Here is an 18,997-nt window from a genome sequence, read left to right on the forward strand (position 1 = left end):
AAATATGCGAATTTATCGAATTGGAACGAGTATTGTTTTTTTATTGTTCATATTCTGGCAAAGAGGCTTTTGTCAAGACCGGCAATTTAGGTATGGATTATCACTTTATCCACATATGTCTGATGGATTTGCTCAAGCAAGTGATTCCAATACATTTTATTATAGCGGCCCAAAGACAATGTCCTTTACATATTCTGCCGGATGTACATTTGAATTTGAAACAAAATCACATTGGGGTGCAGCAATTGGTATAAACTTTCAAAGAACTGGTGACAGAAGTATATTAATCCCTTGGGATCCTCACCGTGGATATCCTCCTCGTTTATATAATCATTGGCATGATTATATAGAATTACAATTAAATGTTTTTCGAACATTTAAAGACAATTGGATTATAGAAATGGGTATTAGTCCATTACTAAATTTGAGCAATGAGGTTCGTTTTTTACTTGATGGTCTTGGTGACCCTTACTCGATGGAAATTGACCCTTATGTAAATAGTAAATTTGGGATAACTGGCAACTTAGGATTTGGCTATATTTTGAATGGAAATAATTTCCTGGTTAAGTTTACGCCATACGCACAATTCAATTTTATTCAAGCCATGAACTCTTATGATTTTAATTTTAGTGGAGTAGTCATGGATTATTTACCCGCAAGAAAGTATTTGAACTCTGGAATTCGATTGTCTGTAGTGATTAAATATCGGAGTGCTCAATAAATTGAATCCGTGAATGTGTTCAGTATAATATTGTGCTTATTTACTCTGTACCTAATAGTTTTTACCAGAAGAATCAATGGCGTCCTAAACGATTTTTTGATTCAGGTATTTACTATTCACTTTTCAGATCAAAGAATTAGCGCCGTAACGGATGATCAAATAATGCCCTGGATAAACAACATGACTGAACAACCGGGGTTTACCTTTTTAGAGAATTTTATGTGGAACATTGGGCACATGATACAAGTAAGTTATGATCATGATGGACCTTTGAAAAGTTCAGAACAGGGTGATGACCATGTAAGCGACTCAAGTGATCACATGATATTGGATATTTTTCTGTCGGATACTATGGACATTAAAATTTATCCCAATCCGGTGGAGTCAATTCTTGTTATTGAATCTCAGGAAAGATGGAAGTGGGATAATGTAATTTTTCAATTTGTTGATGCTAACGGTAGGGTAGTCATCCAAGATCAATTGGATAGCCAAATAGAAACAATAAATCTTACTGATATAGAGCCGGGATTTTACTATGTAAAAATCCAAAGTGAAGATGGTGTATTTGTTTTCCCTATTTCTAAATTATAGCAATGTCACCAAAACACTTCACTATAATTTTAATTTTATTGTCAGCACTCACCTGCCGGGCTCAAAGCTCTATTGGTATAAATGCGCATGGAAATTATTCAAACCGGTGGACTCATCTTTATGAAAAAGATAAATATTTTTTTAAGCCCGGATATGGTTTTGGCCTTGCATATAAGTATAGGTTTAATGAACAATCACATGTACTAGTAAATATCAGCTACGAGTACGCGGCTTTTAAAAAAATAATTAAAAAACCTACGCATGTGATTACCTACGAATCTAATGCGTCACTTATTGATGTTCCGGTTTTTTATTCAGTTGACCGCAAAATATTTAGTGTTCTGTTTGGGTTACAATTTTCTTTTGGTGTTGGAAATAGAAATGAAATACGTGTAGTACAATACGACGATGGAACAACTTTTGGGCCATATCCCAGTGGCTGGTCATCCAGAATTTTAGATATAGGTCCTACTGTTGCCATATCAATTAATGCAAGTAAAAATATTAGCTTCATGGCATCGGCGTATCAGGGGTTGATTGAAAATCACGGATTCATGACACAACATGTGTATTGGACCAGATTTTATTTTGGGTTTGTTTATACACCGGTAAATTTTCATAAACGTACTCCTAAATAAGAAATTTGAGTGTGTGGACATAATTATTTTGAAAATGGCAACTTGCAAAATGAAAAAAATTATTTTTATTCTTACACTGATCCTATCTGAATTTGCACCATTCTCACAAAGTTCAGCAGGGTTAACCAGCTCAGTTAATTTGGCAAATCGCTGGAGCCATGCAATTGAATATAATACCTACACGTTCAGGCACAATTTATCTATGGGATTTTTCTACAACTTTAAATGGAATGATCACTCTTCTCTAACCATGAATTTCAGTTTTGAATTTGTTAAATACAGAAAGATGAAAGAATCCCCTTCATTAACCAGTAAATATTACAAGAGCGCCTTACTTTATACTATTCCAATTTATTACAATTATACGCTTGATAGAATTAGTTTTCTTTTTGGTTTTCAACTTGCATTTGGAAGCGGTCGAGGAGGAGAAATGGGTTATCCTGAATATCCGGATGGAAGCACGACAGGCCCGTATGATGGCGGTTGGTTATACCGCAAAATTGATTTTGGTCCAAGTGTAGCAATCAGCTACAAATTGAGTGAAAGATTCAGTTTGTTTGCTTCAGCATATCAAGGTATAATTGAGAATAGTGCTGCTGTAAATACACATTCCTATTGGACAAGATTCAATTTTGGATTCACCTATAAACCAATCAGGTTGTTTGATGGAAAATCAGGTAGTAAAAAAGTCGTTGAGTAGTCTGTTTGACCTTGGTTGAAATTTCCTATCTTGTATTATAAACCAACAACATGACCGTCCAGCGTTTATCAATTATTTTTTTGCTGATTCAGTTTTGTTGTTGCTGTAATTCTCATTGCCAACCAACCTACGGTCTGTTCATTTCACCAACAGTTGGCTTGGATGTAATTGAAAACGAATATTACCGCATATTGGTACATGGATTTGGAAATGACCGGTGGTTACCGCTCATGGGAGTTCAAGCAGAATATGGTGAGTCATTTTGTACATGGGTTACCCGCTTTGGTTGTGAACCAATAGTCAATGTGGGCTCATATTATGGTGCATCGGTGGATGTGTTTCAACAGTTGAGAATTGGAAAATCATGGTTTAAACCAACTATTGGTGTTGGTTCTATGTTTCGGACATTAGACCATTTTTCTTTGCGACAGACTTATCTTTATTGTGCTGTTGCACCTGAATTTGTAATTCGAAAAAAAATTTCCATTGAGCCTGCTTATTGTTTTGGAATTATGTATGAAATTACTCGTCATCCTCTTTTGAACGGAAACAGTGACGGGCGTTACTTGCAAGATTGGCTGCGCATTAATTTAATTTATCATTTTTAAGCACTATTGTCCGGGGAAAAAGTAAAATATTCAGATAAAGCTTCCCCGGCCATCAAAAAAGATAGGTGATAATTCGCGGCGAATTCTTAGTAAGGACGGGAAGCTCCGTGCAGATAACGTTCCTTCAATTACAAATGTTCCGGAGATCACCCGTCCGCACTTAGAATTTGCAAGAAGTATTGCCTGTCTTTTTTGCGGGCCTTGACTTTTTGCTTCTTTTGGGTCAAGCCAAAAGAAGAAATAAACTAAATTGAAAAGCGGTAACCATAAGTAAGCCCCAAACGTGATAATGTGTTGGCATCACCTGATATTATTGACATAACGGCAGTCCGTCCAAAAACCCCTTTCAACCCCAACCGCCTCATTAAAATTAATCAATTAAATGAGTTTTAAGCGATGATTATTTGAGATTTTATAAAAATGATTTGGCTTTTGGCAAAAAAAATCGTGCTGAAAATCTGCTTAAAATGCTTTCTAATGGAATGAAAAAAATGGTCAAGTTCCAGGAGGAACTTTTTGAGTGTGATTTTGTCAATCAAATTAAAAATTCGGCGTAGGTTGTATGCTGTAAAAATAAATCCAACATCTGCTGAGGCATGCTTTATTGTTCGTTTTGTGAGGATGTAATAAAAGTCCCATTGGCGTTTTATTATTCCGTATGGATGCTCAACAATGGCTTGTCTTTTACGATATGTTTGCATGTTTTGATCCAGTCTTTTTTTGTTTGCTTCTATGAGATCTTGATGCTCTGTACGCTCAATTAATCTGCCTGATTTGTTGCGCGTACATCGAGCAAAAAAACGACAGTTTAAACAGGCTTTTGTTTTGTAATGTTTTATTTTATTGATGGTTTTTCCATGCGCTTTAGTGTACCAACTTCCGTTTGTTTTGAGTTGTTCACCGGCAGGACAAGTATATGCATCACGCTCTTTGTTGTAATGAAAGTTTTCTACATCAAATGCAATGTCCGGTGCGTGCGAGGCAACATCTGGCGCAGCTACAATAACTTCTACTCCGTGTTTAAATGCGTATTCAAATTCACTACCTGTATGATATCCTTTGTCATAAAGTGCGGTAAAATCACTGGAGCCTAAAATTGTTTTGGCTCTGCGAACCATTGCTCCCATTGCTTTGCTGTCGTTCTTGTTGGTTACTTTAAAATCAATGGGAATGTTGTGTTTTGCATCAACGGTGGTTTGAATGTTGTAACCAACTTCAGTGATATTGTTGCGTACAAGCAGTTGTCTGCTATCAGGATCTGATGTAGATATTTGGACCTGATTGGTTTGTTCCAATTCTTGTTGAAGGGATTCATACTTTGTTCTGTTCTCTTTGTGCTGATTGATTTTTGATTCAATTTCTGATTTCTCTTCAGTGGTAATATCCTTGTCTTCACTTGCCAGTACAGCGCTATAGTCGCTTAATTTTTCATCAATGTAAGCAAGATGTCGTTCTATTTTTTTCTCATTAAAATTATTCTTCTTTGAATTTTGTGCACGAAGTTTAGTGCTATCACCAGCGAGTAATTTTCCGCCAATGAGTTCAAAATTTTTAGCCAGCTCAACCGTTGACCGAAATACTTTTTGGATGGCTTTTGGATTGTCTTTTCTAAAATTTGAAATCGTGTTGTGATCAGGCGCAAGTCCTTTCATGAGCCACATGAGTTCAATGTTTCGTCTGCATTCCTTTTCCAGTTGTCTTGAAGATCGAATACGGTTCAAATAACCATAAATAAAGAGTTTCAACAAATCAGCCGGATGATATGCTGGGCGACCGTTTTCAATAAAATCCATCTTGAATCCAAAATCAAAAAGACGAATTGAATGAACGAACAAATCAATCAACCGAACTTCATTGTCATCAGAAACGGCTTGTTCTAAACAGAAAAACTCTGTCTGACTCCTGTCTTTTCCTTGAATAAATTTCATGAGGTAAACCTACGGTAATTCATCTCCAAATTCAAGTCATTTTTATCAACTTATCGACATGAAAAAAGTTGAAAACGTTACGAAAAAAGCGTGGAGGTTTTTAGACAGTCTGACGGATGCCATCAAATGTTTTTATCGGACAGTAGTGATTTTTAAGAATGAAAAGAATTTTCTTAATCATAATTCTTCTGCTCATTGGATTGAATGGTTATAATCAGGATGTGAAAAAACAGTCTGGCATTTACTGTGGAATTTTACCCATGCGAGATTTTAATTTTAATGAGCCGATTAATTACAGTCAGTATTGTTACAATGATGTCTTGCCATTTTTTGGGTATTACCACATTTTCAATTTAAAAAAAATTCAACTACGTCCTTTTATTGGAGGAGAGACTATTTTTATGTGGCGGGAAAATTATGGATTTTCACTGGATGCAGGTTGTGTTTTGTTGATCGGAAAGAAATGGATAAAAGCAACGCTGGGTGGCAATTATATGTTTAGAAATTTTCAGGTTGAACATGTCAGACAGCAGATGGTTGCATTTTTTGCAGGCCCCCATGTAAACCTTAAACAAATTTATTTTGCTGAATTTTTACTCGGCGGATCTTTGATTTATGAGCTGGATAAATCATCAAACTCATCATCCAACGGCTGGTACAAACGATTATTCATGCGCGTTAATATTGGCGTGAATTTTTAATATCAGCCACACTGCATCAACCCATCTATTTGCTATCAACCTAAATAGTAACGAGTCCATTATTTGTTATACCGGCTTGTAATTGGACTAAGTTATCATGGTAAATGGTATTACATGCATTTGTATGTTTGTGACAAAAATTCCGAGTTAACCGGTTTGAATTTTGATGAAGTCGTGAAAACTTCAGCAAAAAAAAGTGAAAAAGAAAAGCGGGTCTGTAGTACCCGCTTTTCAATAGATTACGATACAAACTACAACTACAGATATTTTTTCTCTATTTCAACAGCACGTGGAAATAGAATATTGTTTTCAAGATGAATATGCTGATGCAAATCTTCTTCAAATTCACGTAACTTATGATACAGTACTCTGTATGTATTACAAGCATGTTCAGGTGGCGTATAATTGTTTGAAATTTCAGCAATTTTAAATCCGTATTGACCAACTACGTCATGCTCATGTTCCATCATATTGATTGGATTTTGCACCGTACCAAAATGAGGTAACTGAAATGAAATATTTTCTTTCTCAACCAAAGCCAAATTTTTGATGTATGGAAAAAGTACCTGCTCTTCTTTACACATGTGTTTATTCAATTCGTCAGCAATAATTCTGAACAAATAATTAATTTGAACCACCTCAGGGTTTGCGTGACCATGCACTTTTGCTACTTTTTCAGCGTATTGACTAATGATTGGAATATTTTCAGTGACGTAAGCGTGATGTTTGTCAACAATATAATCAGTGAGTGTTTCTAAATCCCATTTGGTAAAATCGTGTTGTGCATCGTTACCTTGTTCAATGGCTTCTAATTCAGTTTTTATTTTTTCAAAGGGAATGTCTTTTTTAGAGCAAATCTCACGCACAGAAATTTTGCCTCCGCAGCAAAAATCAATGCCATTTTTTTTAAATACATCCGCAGTGCGGTAATTTGCTGTCACCAATTCTGCTACCGTCTTGTTTTCTATATCCAACATGGTGTACTAATTTTAAATCTGAGACCAAGGTATAGAGGTTGGCATCTTTAAAAAATGATATATATCATACAAAATCCTGAACTCAATCTTGTAAGTGCACTGAACATGAGGTTTTCAGGGTTTGTGGAGCTTGATACAAATTCAAGAAAATAGCCTATTAATCCTGTCGCTGAATGAGAGATAAAAGAATTTTCTGAGTGTGTTGCAATCATGAATTTTGTGGCTAGTTTATTTTTGCCACGCATACCTTGATAAAAGAAAATACCCTATTTAAGGTGTTCAATTTTAAGAAATAGACTGAAGAATAAGCGCGTTGAGTTCATCCATCAATTCGGCTCCTTTATTGGTGTTATACCAATCTTGAATTTTCATTTCTACGTCGTGTTTTGTTAACTCTCCGGGATTTTCTTTCCAGCTTTTCATGATAGCGGTTGCACCGGTAGGACGCGGCCCCCATGTGAACAAATCTTTTCCGTTTTCATCGCGGGCAAAAAGTTTTGGAATTGCACGACCTCCGTTGGTGAGATATTGATCCATCACTTCAGGATTGTCGTCACGGAATATGACCTGAAATTTTATTTTTCCTTCTGATGCTTCAGCTATTTTTGCCAGCACCGGCACGTTTTGAGATCCATCACCACACCATGATTCTGTAATTACTGTCCAACATTGTGGATGATTCATGCGCGCAAACGTAGTTTTCAACGCTTCACTTACTTGAAGTGTTTTGCTGAGTCTTTTCATGCGCGAAAAATTCAATTTGGTGTATCCAATGCGGTCAGCAGTTTGGTCAGGTCCGGATGTCATTTCAGCATTTGAAAAATGATCAACCAAATCATAATACTCTTGATAACTATATGCCTTAGCCGTTTTATTGTTTGTTGTGATAGCGCAGTTGCTCATATTCGTTTGAATTAAAAACAATGCAAATTTCTGTCAATCCAAAAGAGCAGATTATGACTTAAGTCACATAGTGACGCTACCAAACCTTGAATGAGGTATTATTTCAGATAAATTTCTTCAATTAAAACGGCGTATTTCTGCGCTATGATTTTGCGTTTTAATTTCAGTGTTGGAGACAGTTCACCACTAGCGGGAGTCCATTCATCAGGGACTAATTTCACGCGCTTAATTTTTTCATCATCACTGAGTGATTTATTGAATTCATTTACCTGATCATGGAAAAATTTTTTGACTATTGGATTCTCAATTTTTTCAAGTGCACTTCCTGCAATTCCATATTCTTTACACCAGTTATTGAGGGCTTCCATATTTGGTGAAATTAATGCACTGGCAAATTTTTCACTTTCACCAATCACCATTATCTGATCAATGTATACCCATTCTCTGAATTTATTTTCAACGGCTTGCGGTGATACATATTTTCCGTTAGACAATTTGAATATTTCTTTTTTTCTATCGGTAATTCTCAGAAATCCTTGCTCATCAATAGTGCCAATATCACCAGTATGAAACCAACCATCAACGATGGCTTCTTTGGTTGCGGTTTCATTTTTAAAATATCCCAGCATCACGTTAGGACCTTTGCAAAGAATTTCACCGTCAGAGGCAATTTTTACTTCAACACCTTTAGCGGCTGCGCCAACAGTTCCAAGTTTAAGTAATGGTGCTGAGGCTCGGTTGATGGTAATGATGGGTGCAGTTTCAGTTAGCCCATACATATTGAGTAATTTAATACCGGCTGCCCAAAATACCCGTTCAATGTGCGGAGGTAAAGCAGCGCCACCAACGCCAATTGATTCTACATTTCCACCCAAAGCTGCTCTCCATTTACTGAAAACTAATTTGTCTGCAACTTTTAATTTGAGGCGATATCCGAAACTTTTTTCATTACCCGGTGCAAACTCAAGTCCAAGTTTAATTGACCAGAAAAATATTTTCTTTTTTATGCCGGTCAGTTTTTCACCTTTGGCCATAATTTTATCATATACCTTTTCAAGTATGCGTGGCACAGCGCCAAATCCTTGCGGTTTCACATCTAATAGATCAGCTGCAATGGTGGCAAGATTTTCGCCGTAATAAATATCGCAACCTGATATTTGTGATTGATAACATCCCATACGTTCGCCAACGTGACATATTGGAAGTATACTGAGATACCGTTGTTCAGGTGTCATTTTAAAAACACTTGCAGCAGAATTTGCAGCACTCAATAAATTGCGATGTGAAAGCAGTACTCCTTTTGCATTGCCTGTGGTGCCTGATGTATAAATTAGGGTAACACATTCATCAGGTGATATATCTTTTTTTCTTTGTTCAAGGTTTGCTTGAAGTTGTGCGGCGCTATCATTATTTTCAATGAGCAAATTTTTCCAATGAGTTGTTTTATCGGTGATATCAAAAGTAAAAACTTGTTTTACTGAAGGCATTTCTGCAAGATGTTGTTCAAGTTCAATTCCCAGTTTAGGATCTCCGGTGAAAATGTATTTTGCTTCGCAGTCATTCACCAGCGTGATATAATCTGCAACTTCAAGATTAGCAAAAAGCGGCACATGCACTGCACCGGTCTGAGACAAGGCCATGTCGGTAAAATTCCATTCAGGCCGGTTATTTGAAATGGTTACAACTTTTTCTCCTTTTGCTAAACCAGCTTTTATTAGGCCAAGACTGAGCTGATCAGAAAATTTCACGTAATCAGCAGCACTATAATGTACCCATTGCCCTTTTTCTTTTCCGGCAAAAGCAGTTTTTTTTGTGCTGAATTTTGTACGATACAAATCCAGAATATCAAATGTTTTGTTCAGGCTCATTTCAGATTCTTGTTAATGAATAATGAATTGGTTGTGCTTTAGTTCTTTTTTTTCCTGTGCCACCGCGGCGGCATATCCTGCAGGTGCATTTACTGTCTTATAATATGCCTTTGTATTCTCTATTTCTCTGACAAGATAGCTATTTTCTGCAAAGTCAATTTCAAATTTATGAGGCTCAAGGCGCATGCCCAAGCCTGTAAGTTTTAAAAAGGATTCTTTGATTGTCCAGAGTTGGAAAAAATTTTCAGGTTTTTGGTTTTCATTTTTGCAGATGATGTGTTGTTCTGCAGATGTAAAGTTTTTTTCAATCAGATTTTCAAGATCATGGAGTGGTCTGATTTTTTCAATATCAATTCCAATTGGTCCGCTGCGCGACACGGCAACCATACACATTCCGCCGGTATGAGATACATTGAAATCTATTGCATAATCTGGTAAAATGGGTTTGTCCAATTGATTTGTTTGAATGATAATTTCAGCGGGTTCAATTTTTAAAAAGAGAGACAAAACATACTTGAGCAAAATGCGTGACGAAATAAATTGCGCTCGTGCGGCATCGTTCAAAAAAAAGTTTGCTCTTTGCACTTCGGATGTATTCAAAATAAAACCGGGATCAGAAACAAACGCTTGTTCTGACCCCGGTTGAGTAAAAATATATTCAGACTTTGGTTGTTAACACCTGTATCCACTTTATGCCCAATTAATGCCGGCCAGTGTATGGTATGTGTGTCAACAGTCTGCATTGGCGGTTAAGCCAGTACAACTTCTTCCAATTCGTCTGCTACTAATGGCAACAAATCTTCTTTATTATCTCTGCAGAACAAGTGACCACCTTTTACTTGTTTCAATGCAAAATGAGAAGACGTGTGTGCTTTCCATCCATTTACCTGATCAACTGAGAAGATATTATCTTCTGTTCCGGCAAATGCAATTAATGGACATGTCAGCGGAGCATCTTCATAATAGGTATAATTTTTACCTAATAGAATATCAGCTCTCAGAGAAGGAAGCATTTCATTGAACACTTGTTCATTTTCAATCACCGCTTCAGGTATTTCAAGTGAGCGCAAGTGATTTTTAATGTTAGGTATGTTGTGATCTTTGTATACTTCGTTGTCAGCAATGGCATCAAGGAATTTGAACGGACTCACCATGTGAGGTGCTCTCCATCCGCCAACCATAAATTTCACCGGATTCACGTCATACTTCTTGCGCAAATGTCTAGCAAGCTCAAGTGCAACACCTGCACCGGAACTATGGCTATAGAATGCACATGGTGCAGTTAAAAGCGGCTCCATTACCTCAGCTAATTTTTCAACCAGCTTGAATACATCATCAAATGGTTTTTCATTTCCGCGTTCTTCACGACCCGGGAATTGAACTGCACACACTTCAACGTTGTCAGGTAAAAACTCATGCCAGTTATTGAAGATAGATGCTCCACCTGCAAAGTATGGAAGACAGAACAGACGCAATCTTGGATTGTCTACTTTTTTTGTGCGAATAATCCATTTATCTAATTCTGATTTTATTTCATCTTGTCCGCCATCTGTTGATGTTGAACCTGAGAACATTTCTAAAATTTGTACGGTCATTTCTTCCATTGAAGGGCCGCGCATAATTTTCATCATTGAATAATCAACGCCAACGTTTGATTGTATCCAGTTTCTGATTTGGTTTGCCATCAATGAATCCAAGCCGTATTTTGTAACCGGTTCAACTACGCTCAATTTGTCAGCAGTAGTACCCAATACGCGACCAAATGTTTCTTTCAACTGATCAATCAGAATAGTGAATTTCTCTTCTGCAGATGCTTCAGTTAATGATGCTTTTAATGCGCCATCACCTGCACCTGCACGTCCACCTCCTTGAAGTGATTTTTCATTTACTAAATGCGCAAAACGACTTGATTTTGCTGTGTGTGGATAGAATCCTCCAATCACTTCCCAATCAGAATCAGTTGCAACGCGTTGTACAGGGTTCGTCAACAATATTTGTTCTAAAACTCCTAATGCTTGTTGCAATGAGAATTGTTTCCATCCTTGTTTATACAGTAATCCACCAACATTTCCACTGCGTGCTACAAATCCAACATCACCTAATACACCCCAGTTAATGGTTGTGGCGGCAAGACCTTGTGATCGTCTCCAATGTGAAAAATTATCAAGGAAACTATTTGCACCAACATAACTTACCTGCCCGGGATTACCATAAATTGCAGAGATAGAAGAGTAAGAAACAAAATGATCCAAATCCATTGCTTTGGTTTCTTCATGCAGCAACCAGCATCCTACTGCTTTTGGTATGAAAACTTTCAAATAACGTTCACGGGTAATTTCCGGAATACTTCCGTCATCAAGCACCATGGCCGCGTGTTGTATACCTTTTAAAGGCGGCATTGAAGATTTGATTTCAGCAAAAATGCGTTTGATGTCTTCTTGATTTGAAACATCGCCTTTTGCCATCATCACGTTAACTCCTTTTGCACGCATGCGGTCAACAACTGCTTTTTCTTGTTCTGTTTTTGTTCCTGAACGGCTTAATAGAATTAGATTTTTTGCTCCGCGTGATGACATCCATTCTGCAACAGCTAATCCAAATCCAGATGCTCCACCTGTTACCAGATAACTTCCGTTTTCTTTGAATTGTATTTTAACCGGAGGTGCAATTTTCACATCGCCTTCCATTTTCACAATTACTTTACCAATGTGTCTTGCGCCTGCCATGAACTGGAATGCGTCAGCCAATTTATCAATGGTAAATACTTGTACCGGGTGTGCAGGGAATTTATGTTCAACAAAATAATCAATTGACTGTTGGAATAATTTTCCACCCGCTTCTTTTTTCTGTTCAAATAAGCGGTCAACGTCTACACCAAAATAGCTCAGGTTGTTTCCAAAAGGTTGCAATCCAAGTTTGCTATTACGGTAGATATCGGTTTTTCCAATTTCAACAAAACGACCATACGCTGAAAGACAACGTACTGATTTGAAAATGGCTTCGCCTGAAAGAGAATTCAACACTACATCAACTCCTTTGCCATTGGTTTTTTCCATAATTTGATCAGCAAATTCAAGCGTACGTGAGCTCATGATATTTGCAGGTTTAACACCAATGCTTTCAATGTAAGCGCGTTTGTCTGCACTACTTACCGTTGCGTAAACTTCAGCACCAATAGAAAGTGCAATATGAATAGCAGCAATACCAACACCACCGGCAGCGGCGTGGATCAATACTTTTTCACCTTTTTCAAGTCGGCAATGATGAATGAGTGAGAAATAAGCTGTAGTGTAAACAACCGGTAAACTTGCAGCTTCAGTCCATGAAAGATGTGCTGGTTTTTTTACAACGTGCACCGCTTTTGGATAAGCAAATCCACCTAAACATGAAGGTGCAGTTGCCATTACTTCATCTCCTGCTTTCAGGTTTTTTACATTTTTTCCTACTGCTGAAACTACTCCGGCACATTCAAGACCAAATGTTTTGCCGAATAAACCACCAACAACTGCTTCATCTGACAACAAGCCCATACCAATCATGATATCTCTGAAGTTTAATGCAGATGCTTTAACTTGCACTTCTACCTCATCATCTTTTGGTGTTGTTCTGTCTGTGTGACGAAGTACCAGATTATCCAGTACACCATATTCTGTCATGGTTGCTTTGTATGATGATCCTTCAGCAGGCATTGTTTTATATGCGCGCTGTGCAATCACATCTGTAGTGATGCGCTCAAGACGATTCACGAATCGTTTTTTGCCGCGGTATGCAATCTCATCTGTATGTTCTGCTGAGAATAATTCATCTGCCAACTGATCTAATTCTTCAGGTAAAATGTCTGAACTAAAATCAACCAGTGATGATTGATAATTTGGGAACTCATTTACAATTACTCTGGCAACTCCGCGTAATCCTTCTTGTGAAAGATTCAATACTTGCGGGCTTCCGGCAACTGTTTGTGATCCGTTGAACAGAGTCCAAATGCGTGGATTTGAAGAAAAGTTAGTAGCATTCAATTTGCGCATGATATTCATGAGCATTACGGATGAATTGTCTTCAGCTGCAACTATAGTTTGTGCATTTAACTGATTGTTGGATACTGAATCAAGTCCCCAAGCAAAGATGATACCTTCTAAATTATTATTTGCGCACGCAGCATCAACTACGGCATTGGCATCATCTTGTGACAAAGCAGCAACCGAATAAGCATTATCGTTTGCTTTACTGAATTTATCAGCGCGTGAAACTTTAATACAGTTTTTGCCATTTGCATTCAGTTTGCTGATCATGTTATCAGCAATTCCTTTGTCATCAGCAAATACTAACCAGTTTGCATTTTTTGCTTTTCCTTGTTTAATGTGATCATCCGTGTGCATTTCCAATTTTGGAGCACGCGCCATAATGATATTCTGGCATGATGAATCATTTTTTTCAAAATCACCAAAAGATGCTACGTCAGTAAATTGATTTTTTTCAAGAACCTGTTTCCATTTTTCAGGAGCCATGGTTGCGTGTTCAGTTCTGATATCGGTATCTTCAAACAACCACCAACCCTCAGTCATACCAAAAATGAAATCAAGATATACCGGAGAATTTGTTACCTCAAGCATCATCAATACACCTTCAGAGGCAAGCAATTTTTTAGCATGTCCTAATGAAACGGCAAGATTACGGGTGGCGTGAATAACGTCAGATGCAATGATTAAGTCAAATGAATTTAAATCAAGACCCTGGTCAGCAGGATCTTTTTCAATATCCATGATTTTATATTGAACAAACGGATATTTAGAGAAGCGCTGTTGTGCTTTCAACATGAACATGTGTGACAAGTCAGTGAAAACATATTCAGTTCTGTCAGCGGGTAACACAGGTAATAAAGCCTGAGTCATACCACCTGTTCCGGCACCAATTTCAAGTACGCGCAAAGTTTTGTCTTCAGGTAATGCGGCAATGAGTTCTCTTATAGCACGAGCGGCAATGTCGTTGTATTTTTTGAAGGCGAATCCTTCTACATAATAGCGTACAATTGCGTCCCACTTATCTTCAGGGAAAATTAATTGAATAGGATCAACATCACCTTGAAGTACACCTTGAATTTGCGGACCGCAACGACCCAACAACGTTGATTCATGATGGAATTGCGGATATTTAGAATTTAATTCATGCATCCAAGTGAATACATCTTTAAAGTCAGGTGTTTTAGTTACAATATATTTTCCGTCAGCACCTTCAATAAATCCTGCGCGACTCAAAAGAACAAACATGTGATTAAATAAACGGTGATGGTTTTTCACCACGTTCATTTTTTCAGCAAGCTGCTCCACATTGATTTTCTCTCCTTTGTCAAATGCAAGTCCCATATCACGTAGGGCACGACAGATATAACCAATGGTTAATTTATATTGCTCAGGTTCATACGCATTGTAATATTCACCTTGCTCTTTGCGATTTTTTACTTCTTGTAATGTTTCATTTACTTTAGCGCGTAATTTTTCAGGTGCTGGTAAATATTCTCCCGGATTTCTGAGTTTTTCCAAATCAGCGCGAGATTTCATTTTCCAGTTGTATTCATAGAACCATTTATCTTGCTCACCACCTTGTTCACCGCGTGATCCTTTCAAATACTGAGAAAGGAAACCGTGGAATTCAGCTACCAATGAACCATCTTCATTAAAAATCCAAAGTTCACCTAAAGCATATTCATCAGTCCATTCTCTTAAGCGACCATGAACAAATAATTTGTATGAATTTACATCATTGTACCATTTGATACGGTCAATATGTCTTGGTACATATACACCCATTTTGCGTGACTTATCTTCACGTTCGTTGAAAATACCGAACACCGTTTGAAAGCAACTGTCAAGTACGCCCGGGTGAATATTGAATTGGAAAAATTCTGAACGAATGCTGTCATGCACTTCAATTTCACTCAATGATTCCCATTTTCCGTCAGTGCAATACAGTTTTTTAATTGCTCTGAAAGTTGGCCCTAAATAAAGTCCGCTTTCTAACAATTCATCATGCATAGGTTTAACCGGAACCGGAATGGTGATGCGTTTTTTCAGGTCTTCCAGATTTACAGGAATAGAATCAAATTTATCACCAATATGATTGATTTTACCATTAGAACACATAGTCCACTGCGCATCTTTTGAGCGTGGTTTTGTGTAGATAAAATAATCTCCACCATCATGTGAAATATCAATTTGAATGTACGGAGGCTCACCATTATCAGGCAAGAAAAGTGCATTCTCGAAATTTACATTTTCAATGAAAGAGAATTTATCACCAAATGATGCTTTTGCTGCACCAATCATTAAATCCATGTGTCCGGCACCAGGGAATACAATTGGTCCTTGCACTTTGTGATCTTCAATATATGGATACGTTCTTTTATCTAATGTAACATCCCAGATTATATTGTTTGCTTCACGACCTGAAATAGTTTTATTAGTCAAGTGCGGATGCCCGAATTCAACTTTACCAAGGCGTTGTTTTTTTCCTTCTTCAGATTCTATCCAATATGATTCTTTTTGCCAAGGATATTTTGGAAGTTTAACCCAATTGGTTTGTTTGTTATAAATTTCTTTCCAAGCCGGCATGAAACCGAAAGCATAGAGAGCTGCAAGAGCACTTAAGAAAACTGTTTTTTCAGTTTCACCTCTGCGCAGAGACGCAACAACCAATCCTTTTTTCTTGTTGTTAGCCAAAAGATCATTGATACCAATTGCGTGAATTGGGTGTGGCCCAAGTTCAATGAATGTATCAAATCCATCATTAATTTGTGCTTGAATTGCATCAGTAAAGAAAACAGGTTCACGCACGTTTCTGAACCAATACATTGGTGTCAGATTTTCACCTGCAACAATTTTTCCTTCTACGGTAGAGTAGAACGGAATTTTAGTTGGACCTGTTTTGAAATCACCTAAAGATGCCAACAATTCCTCTTTCAATGGTTCCATGTGATGACTATGGAAAGGCACATTTACTACAAGGAGTTTATGGAAAATATCTTTTTTATTGAGATCAGCTGCAATTTCTTCAATAGCATCAATATCACCTGAAAGAGCAACCAGCGCCGGGCCATTGACAGCACCAACAGACACGCGATGTTCTTTTCCTTCAACTAATTTTTTTGCTTCAGCATAAGGCAAACCTACAGCTAACATGCGACCTTTGTCAGTTGCTTTAAATTGTACACGGCTTCGGTGGAAAATAAGCAATACTGCCTGATCTAACGTAAGGGCGCCTGATACATACCCTGCAGCAACTTCACCAATACTGTGACCAACTACTGCTGATGGATGAATACCATGGGCTTTCCACATTTCATATAAGGCAACTTGAATTGCAAAAATGGCCGGTTGACAAATATTGGTTTCGCTAACACGAGAATCTTTTTCACTTTTTGTGAGCTCATCAATCAATGACCAGTCAGCAAGTTTTGACAACATGCCGTCTAATTTTTCTATCCATGATTTAAAGAGCGGTTCTTTTTTCAATAACTGACGACCCATTGCCCACCACTGAGGACCTTGACCTGAGAAAACAAAAACAATTTTCTGTTTTTCATCGTTCACACGGCCTTCTTTAATTTCATTCAGTGTAGTGCCGTTTAGGTAATGTTGTAGTTTTTCAGCAAGATCTTTTTTTGAATCTGCTACAAATGCAACACGCAAATCATGGTGAGAATTTCTTACCGTAGATGAATAGCAGATGTCAGTGAAAGACTCTTGATTATTTTCATCTAAAAGATATTCAATATAAATAGCGGCATGTTTTTTCAATGCATCTGTGTGGCGCGCAGATAAAGTGAAAACCTGAGTTGCTGCTTTTTGTGTTTTACGTTTTATTTCTTTGTCATAACCTTGTAAAACTACGTGTGCGTTAGAACCACCAAATCCAAATGAGTTTACACCACCAAATCTTCCGTTTTCAGATTTTGGCCATGGCATAGCATCAACCGGAACTTTTAATCTGAATTTTTCAAAAGCAATATTTGGATTCCCTTTTTTGAAATGAATATTTGGCGGCACGGTATTGTGATGAAGTGCAAGAGCTAATTTAGAAATACCGGCAATACCTGAAGCAGGTTCAAGGTGACCAATGTTTGATTTAACAGATCCAATGAGTAAATCTGTTTTTCTGTTCACGCCAATTACGTTACCAATTGAATTGGTTTCAATAGGGTCACCAACAAAGGTTCCTGTTCCGTGAGCTTCAACAAATTGTACATCTGTTGGTTCAACGCAAGCATCATCATAGGCAACGCGCAACAAATCTTCTTGCGCTACAGGGTTAGGTACAGAAATACCTTTTGTAGCACCATCTTGATTAACAGAAGTACCTCTGATTACGGCATAAATATTGTCACCGTCAAGCTCAGCATCTTTTAATCTTTTAATGATAACCAAACCTGCACCTTCACTTCTGATATAACCGTTACCGCGCTCATCAAATGAATAGCATGTTCCGTCAGGAGAAAGAAATCCACCTTTACTGAAACCCATTTGCGGTTCAGGCTTTAAAATAGAGTTAACGCCACCGGCAAAAGCCATGTCAGCATCACCATCCCAAATAGCGCGACAAGCAGAGTGCACCGCGTTAAGAGAAGAGGAACAAGCAGTGTCAATTGCATAGCTTGGACCTTTTAAATTATAGCTGTATGAAATTCTGTTTGCAGTAATACAAAGAGCAGAACCAACGTTAGTATGAGAACCGATATTTACACGTTCTTGAGGTGTGTTTTGAAGATCACCATAATCATGCGCAGAGATTCCGACATAGACTGCAGTTTTAGAACCATTCAGATTATTAAGGCTTAAACCGGCATCCTGAACAGCCTCATAAGATACCTCAAGCAACATGCGTTGTTGGGGGTCCATACGAGAAGCTTCAATAGGGGATATACCAAAAAATCCGGCGTCAAATTTGTCCACATCATGGATAAATCCTCCTCGTTTTACACTAATTTTTCCTGCACGTCTCCACTCTGGCGCATAGAGTGATTCCATATCCCAGCGATCAGCCGGTATAGTTTCCAGCGCATCTGTTTTGTTCATCAATAAATCCCAAAATTCTTCAGGGGAATTTGCATTTCCCGGGAAACGGCATCCGATTCCGATGATGGCAAGCGGTTCTCTTTTAAGTTTCTTTTTTGTCATAAATGCGTAATGTGAATAGTCGTTCAATGTCTGTTCCGCCTATTCGGATTAATGGTTACTGTTGAAATTAATGAAGTCAGCCAATTGTAAAAATTTAGCTTTGTTCAGATTTAATTTCACCTGTTAAATCAGCTAACAGGTTCTATGCGCATGCTTCAAAATTTTAGGGGGTAAAAATAAATATTTTTTGAATCA

At 37.6% G+C, this 18,997-nt stretch carries 11 protein-coding genes and 1 pseudogene; 6 read left to right on the plus strand and 6 right to left on the minus strand.

What is annotated here, in order from left to right; genetic code table 11:
* Positions 1-4: 4 nt before the first annotated feature.
* The 5 genes from IPH66_13165 (at position 5) to IPH66_13185 (ending at position 3,258) form a co-directional block, all read left to right on the plus strand.
* Positions 5-721 (plus strand): hypothetical protein, encoded by a 717-nt coding sequence (locus IPH66_13165; GenBank protein ID MBK7130295.1) that lies wholly within the window; start codon positions 5-7, stop codon positions 719-721.
* Positions 722-817: 96 nt separating this feature from the next.
* Positions 818-1,312: a T9SS type A sorting domain-containing protein gene (locus IPH66_13170; protein ID MBK7130296.1), complete on the plus strand. Its 495-nt coding sequence runs from the start codon at positions 818-820 to the stop codon at positions 1,310-1,312.
* Between the two features lie 2 nt (positions 1,313-1,314).
* Positions 1,315-1,950: a hypothetical protein gene (locus tag IPH66_13175; GenBank protein ID MBK7130297.1), complete on the plus strand. Its 636-nt coding sequence runs from the start codon at positions 1,315-1,317 to the stop codon at positions 1,948-1,950.
* Positions 1,951-1,999: 49 nt separating this feature from the next.
* A complete protein-coding gene (locus tag IPH66_13180; protein MBK7130298.1) occupies positions 2,000-2,650 on the plus strand; it encodes a hypothetical protein in 651 nt (216 codons plus the stop codon).
* Between the two features lie 50 nt (positions 2,651-2,700).
* A complete protein-coding gene (locus tag IPH66_13185) occupies positions 2,701-3,258 on the plus strand; it encodes a hypothetical protein (protein ID MBK7130299.1) in 558 nt (185 codons plus the stop codon).
* A 497-nt stretch (positions 3,259-3,755) separates the two neighbouring features.
* Here IPH66_13185 and IPH66_13190 read toward each other — a convergent pair.
* A pseudogene (locus IPH66_13190) lies at positions 3,756-5,186 on the minus strand (IS1182 family transposase).
* 158 nt (positions 5,187-5,344) lie between these two features.
* On the opposite strand from IPH66_13190, the gene IPH66_13195 reads away from it, so the two are divergent.
* Positions 5,345-5,887, plus strand: a complete 543-nt coding sequence (locus tag IPH66_13195) for a hypothetical protein (GenBank protein ID MBK7130300.1) — start codon at positions 5,345-5,347, stop codon at positions 5,885-5,887.
* A 257-nt stretch (positions 5,888-6,144) separates the two neighbouring features.
* Here IPH66_13195 and ric read toward each other — a convergent pair whose 3' ends face one another.
* The 5 genes from ric to IPH66_13220 form a co-directional block, all read right to left on the minus strand.
* Complete coding sequence (ric, locus tag IPH66_13200) at positions 6,145-6,864, minus strand: iron-sulfur cluster repair di-iron protein (protein ID MBK7130301.1); 720 nt, start codon at positions 6,862-6,864, stop codon at positions 6,145-6,147.
* Between the two features lie 285 nt (positions 6,865-7,149).
* Entirely contained in the window at positions 7,150-7,767 is a 618-nt protein-coding gene (locus tag IPH66_13205; GenBank protein ID MBK7130302.1) for a thioredoxin family protein, read from the minus strand.
* A 98-nt stretch (positions 7,768-7,865) separates the two neighbouring features.
* Positions 7,866-9,635 carry a long-chain fatty acid--CoA ligase gene (locus IPH66_13210; GenBank protein ID MBK7130303.1) on the minus strand — a complete coding sequence of 590 codons (1,770 nt, stop codon included), beginning with the start codon at positions 9,633-9,635 and terminating at the stop codon, positions 7,866-7,868.
* A gap of 12 nt (positions 9,636-9,647) precedes the next feature.
* The gene (locus tag IPH66_13215; GenBank protein MBK7130304.1) at positions 9,648-10,220 is read right to left on the minus strand and encodes a 4'-phosphopantetheinyl transferase superfamily protein; all 573 of its coding nucleotides are present in this window, start codon (positions 10,218-10,220) and stop codon (positions 9,648-9,650) included.
* 164 nt (positions 10,221-10,384) lie between these two features.
* The gene (locus tag IPH66_13220) at positions 10,385-18,802 is read right to left on the minus strand and encodes an SDR family NAD(P)-dependent oxidoreductase (protein MBK7130305.1); all 8,418 of its coding nucleotides are present in this window, start codon (positions 18,800-18,802) and stop codon (positions 10,385-10,387) included.
* Positions 18,803-18,997 lie beyond the last annotated feature (195 nt).

The organism is Crocinitomicaceae bacterium (genome assembly GCA_016708105.1).
In the GTDB taxonomy this organism is placed as follows: Bacteria; Bacteroidota; Bacteroidia; order Flavobacteriales_D; family Crocinitomicaceae; genus JADJGJ01.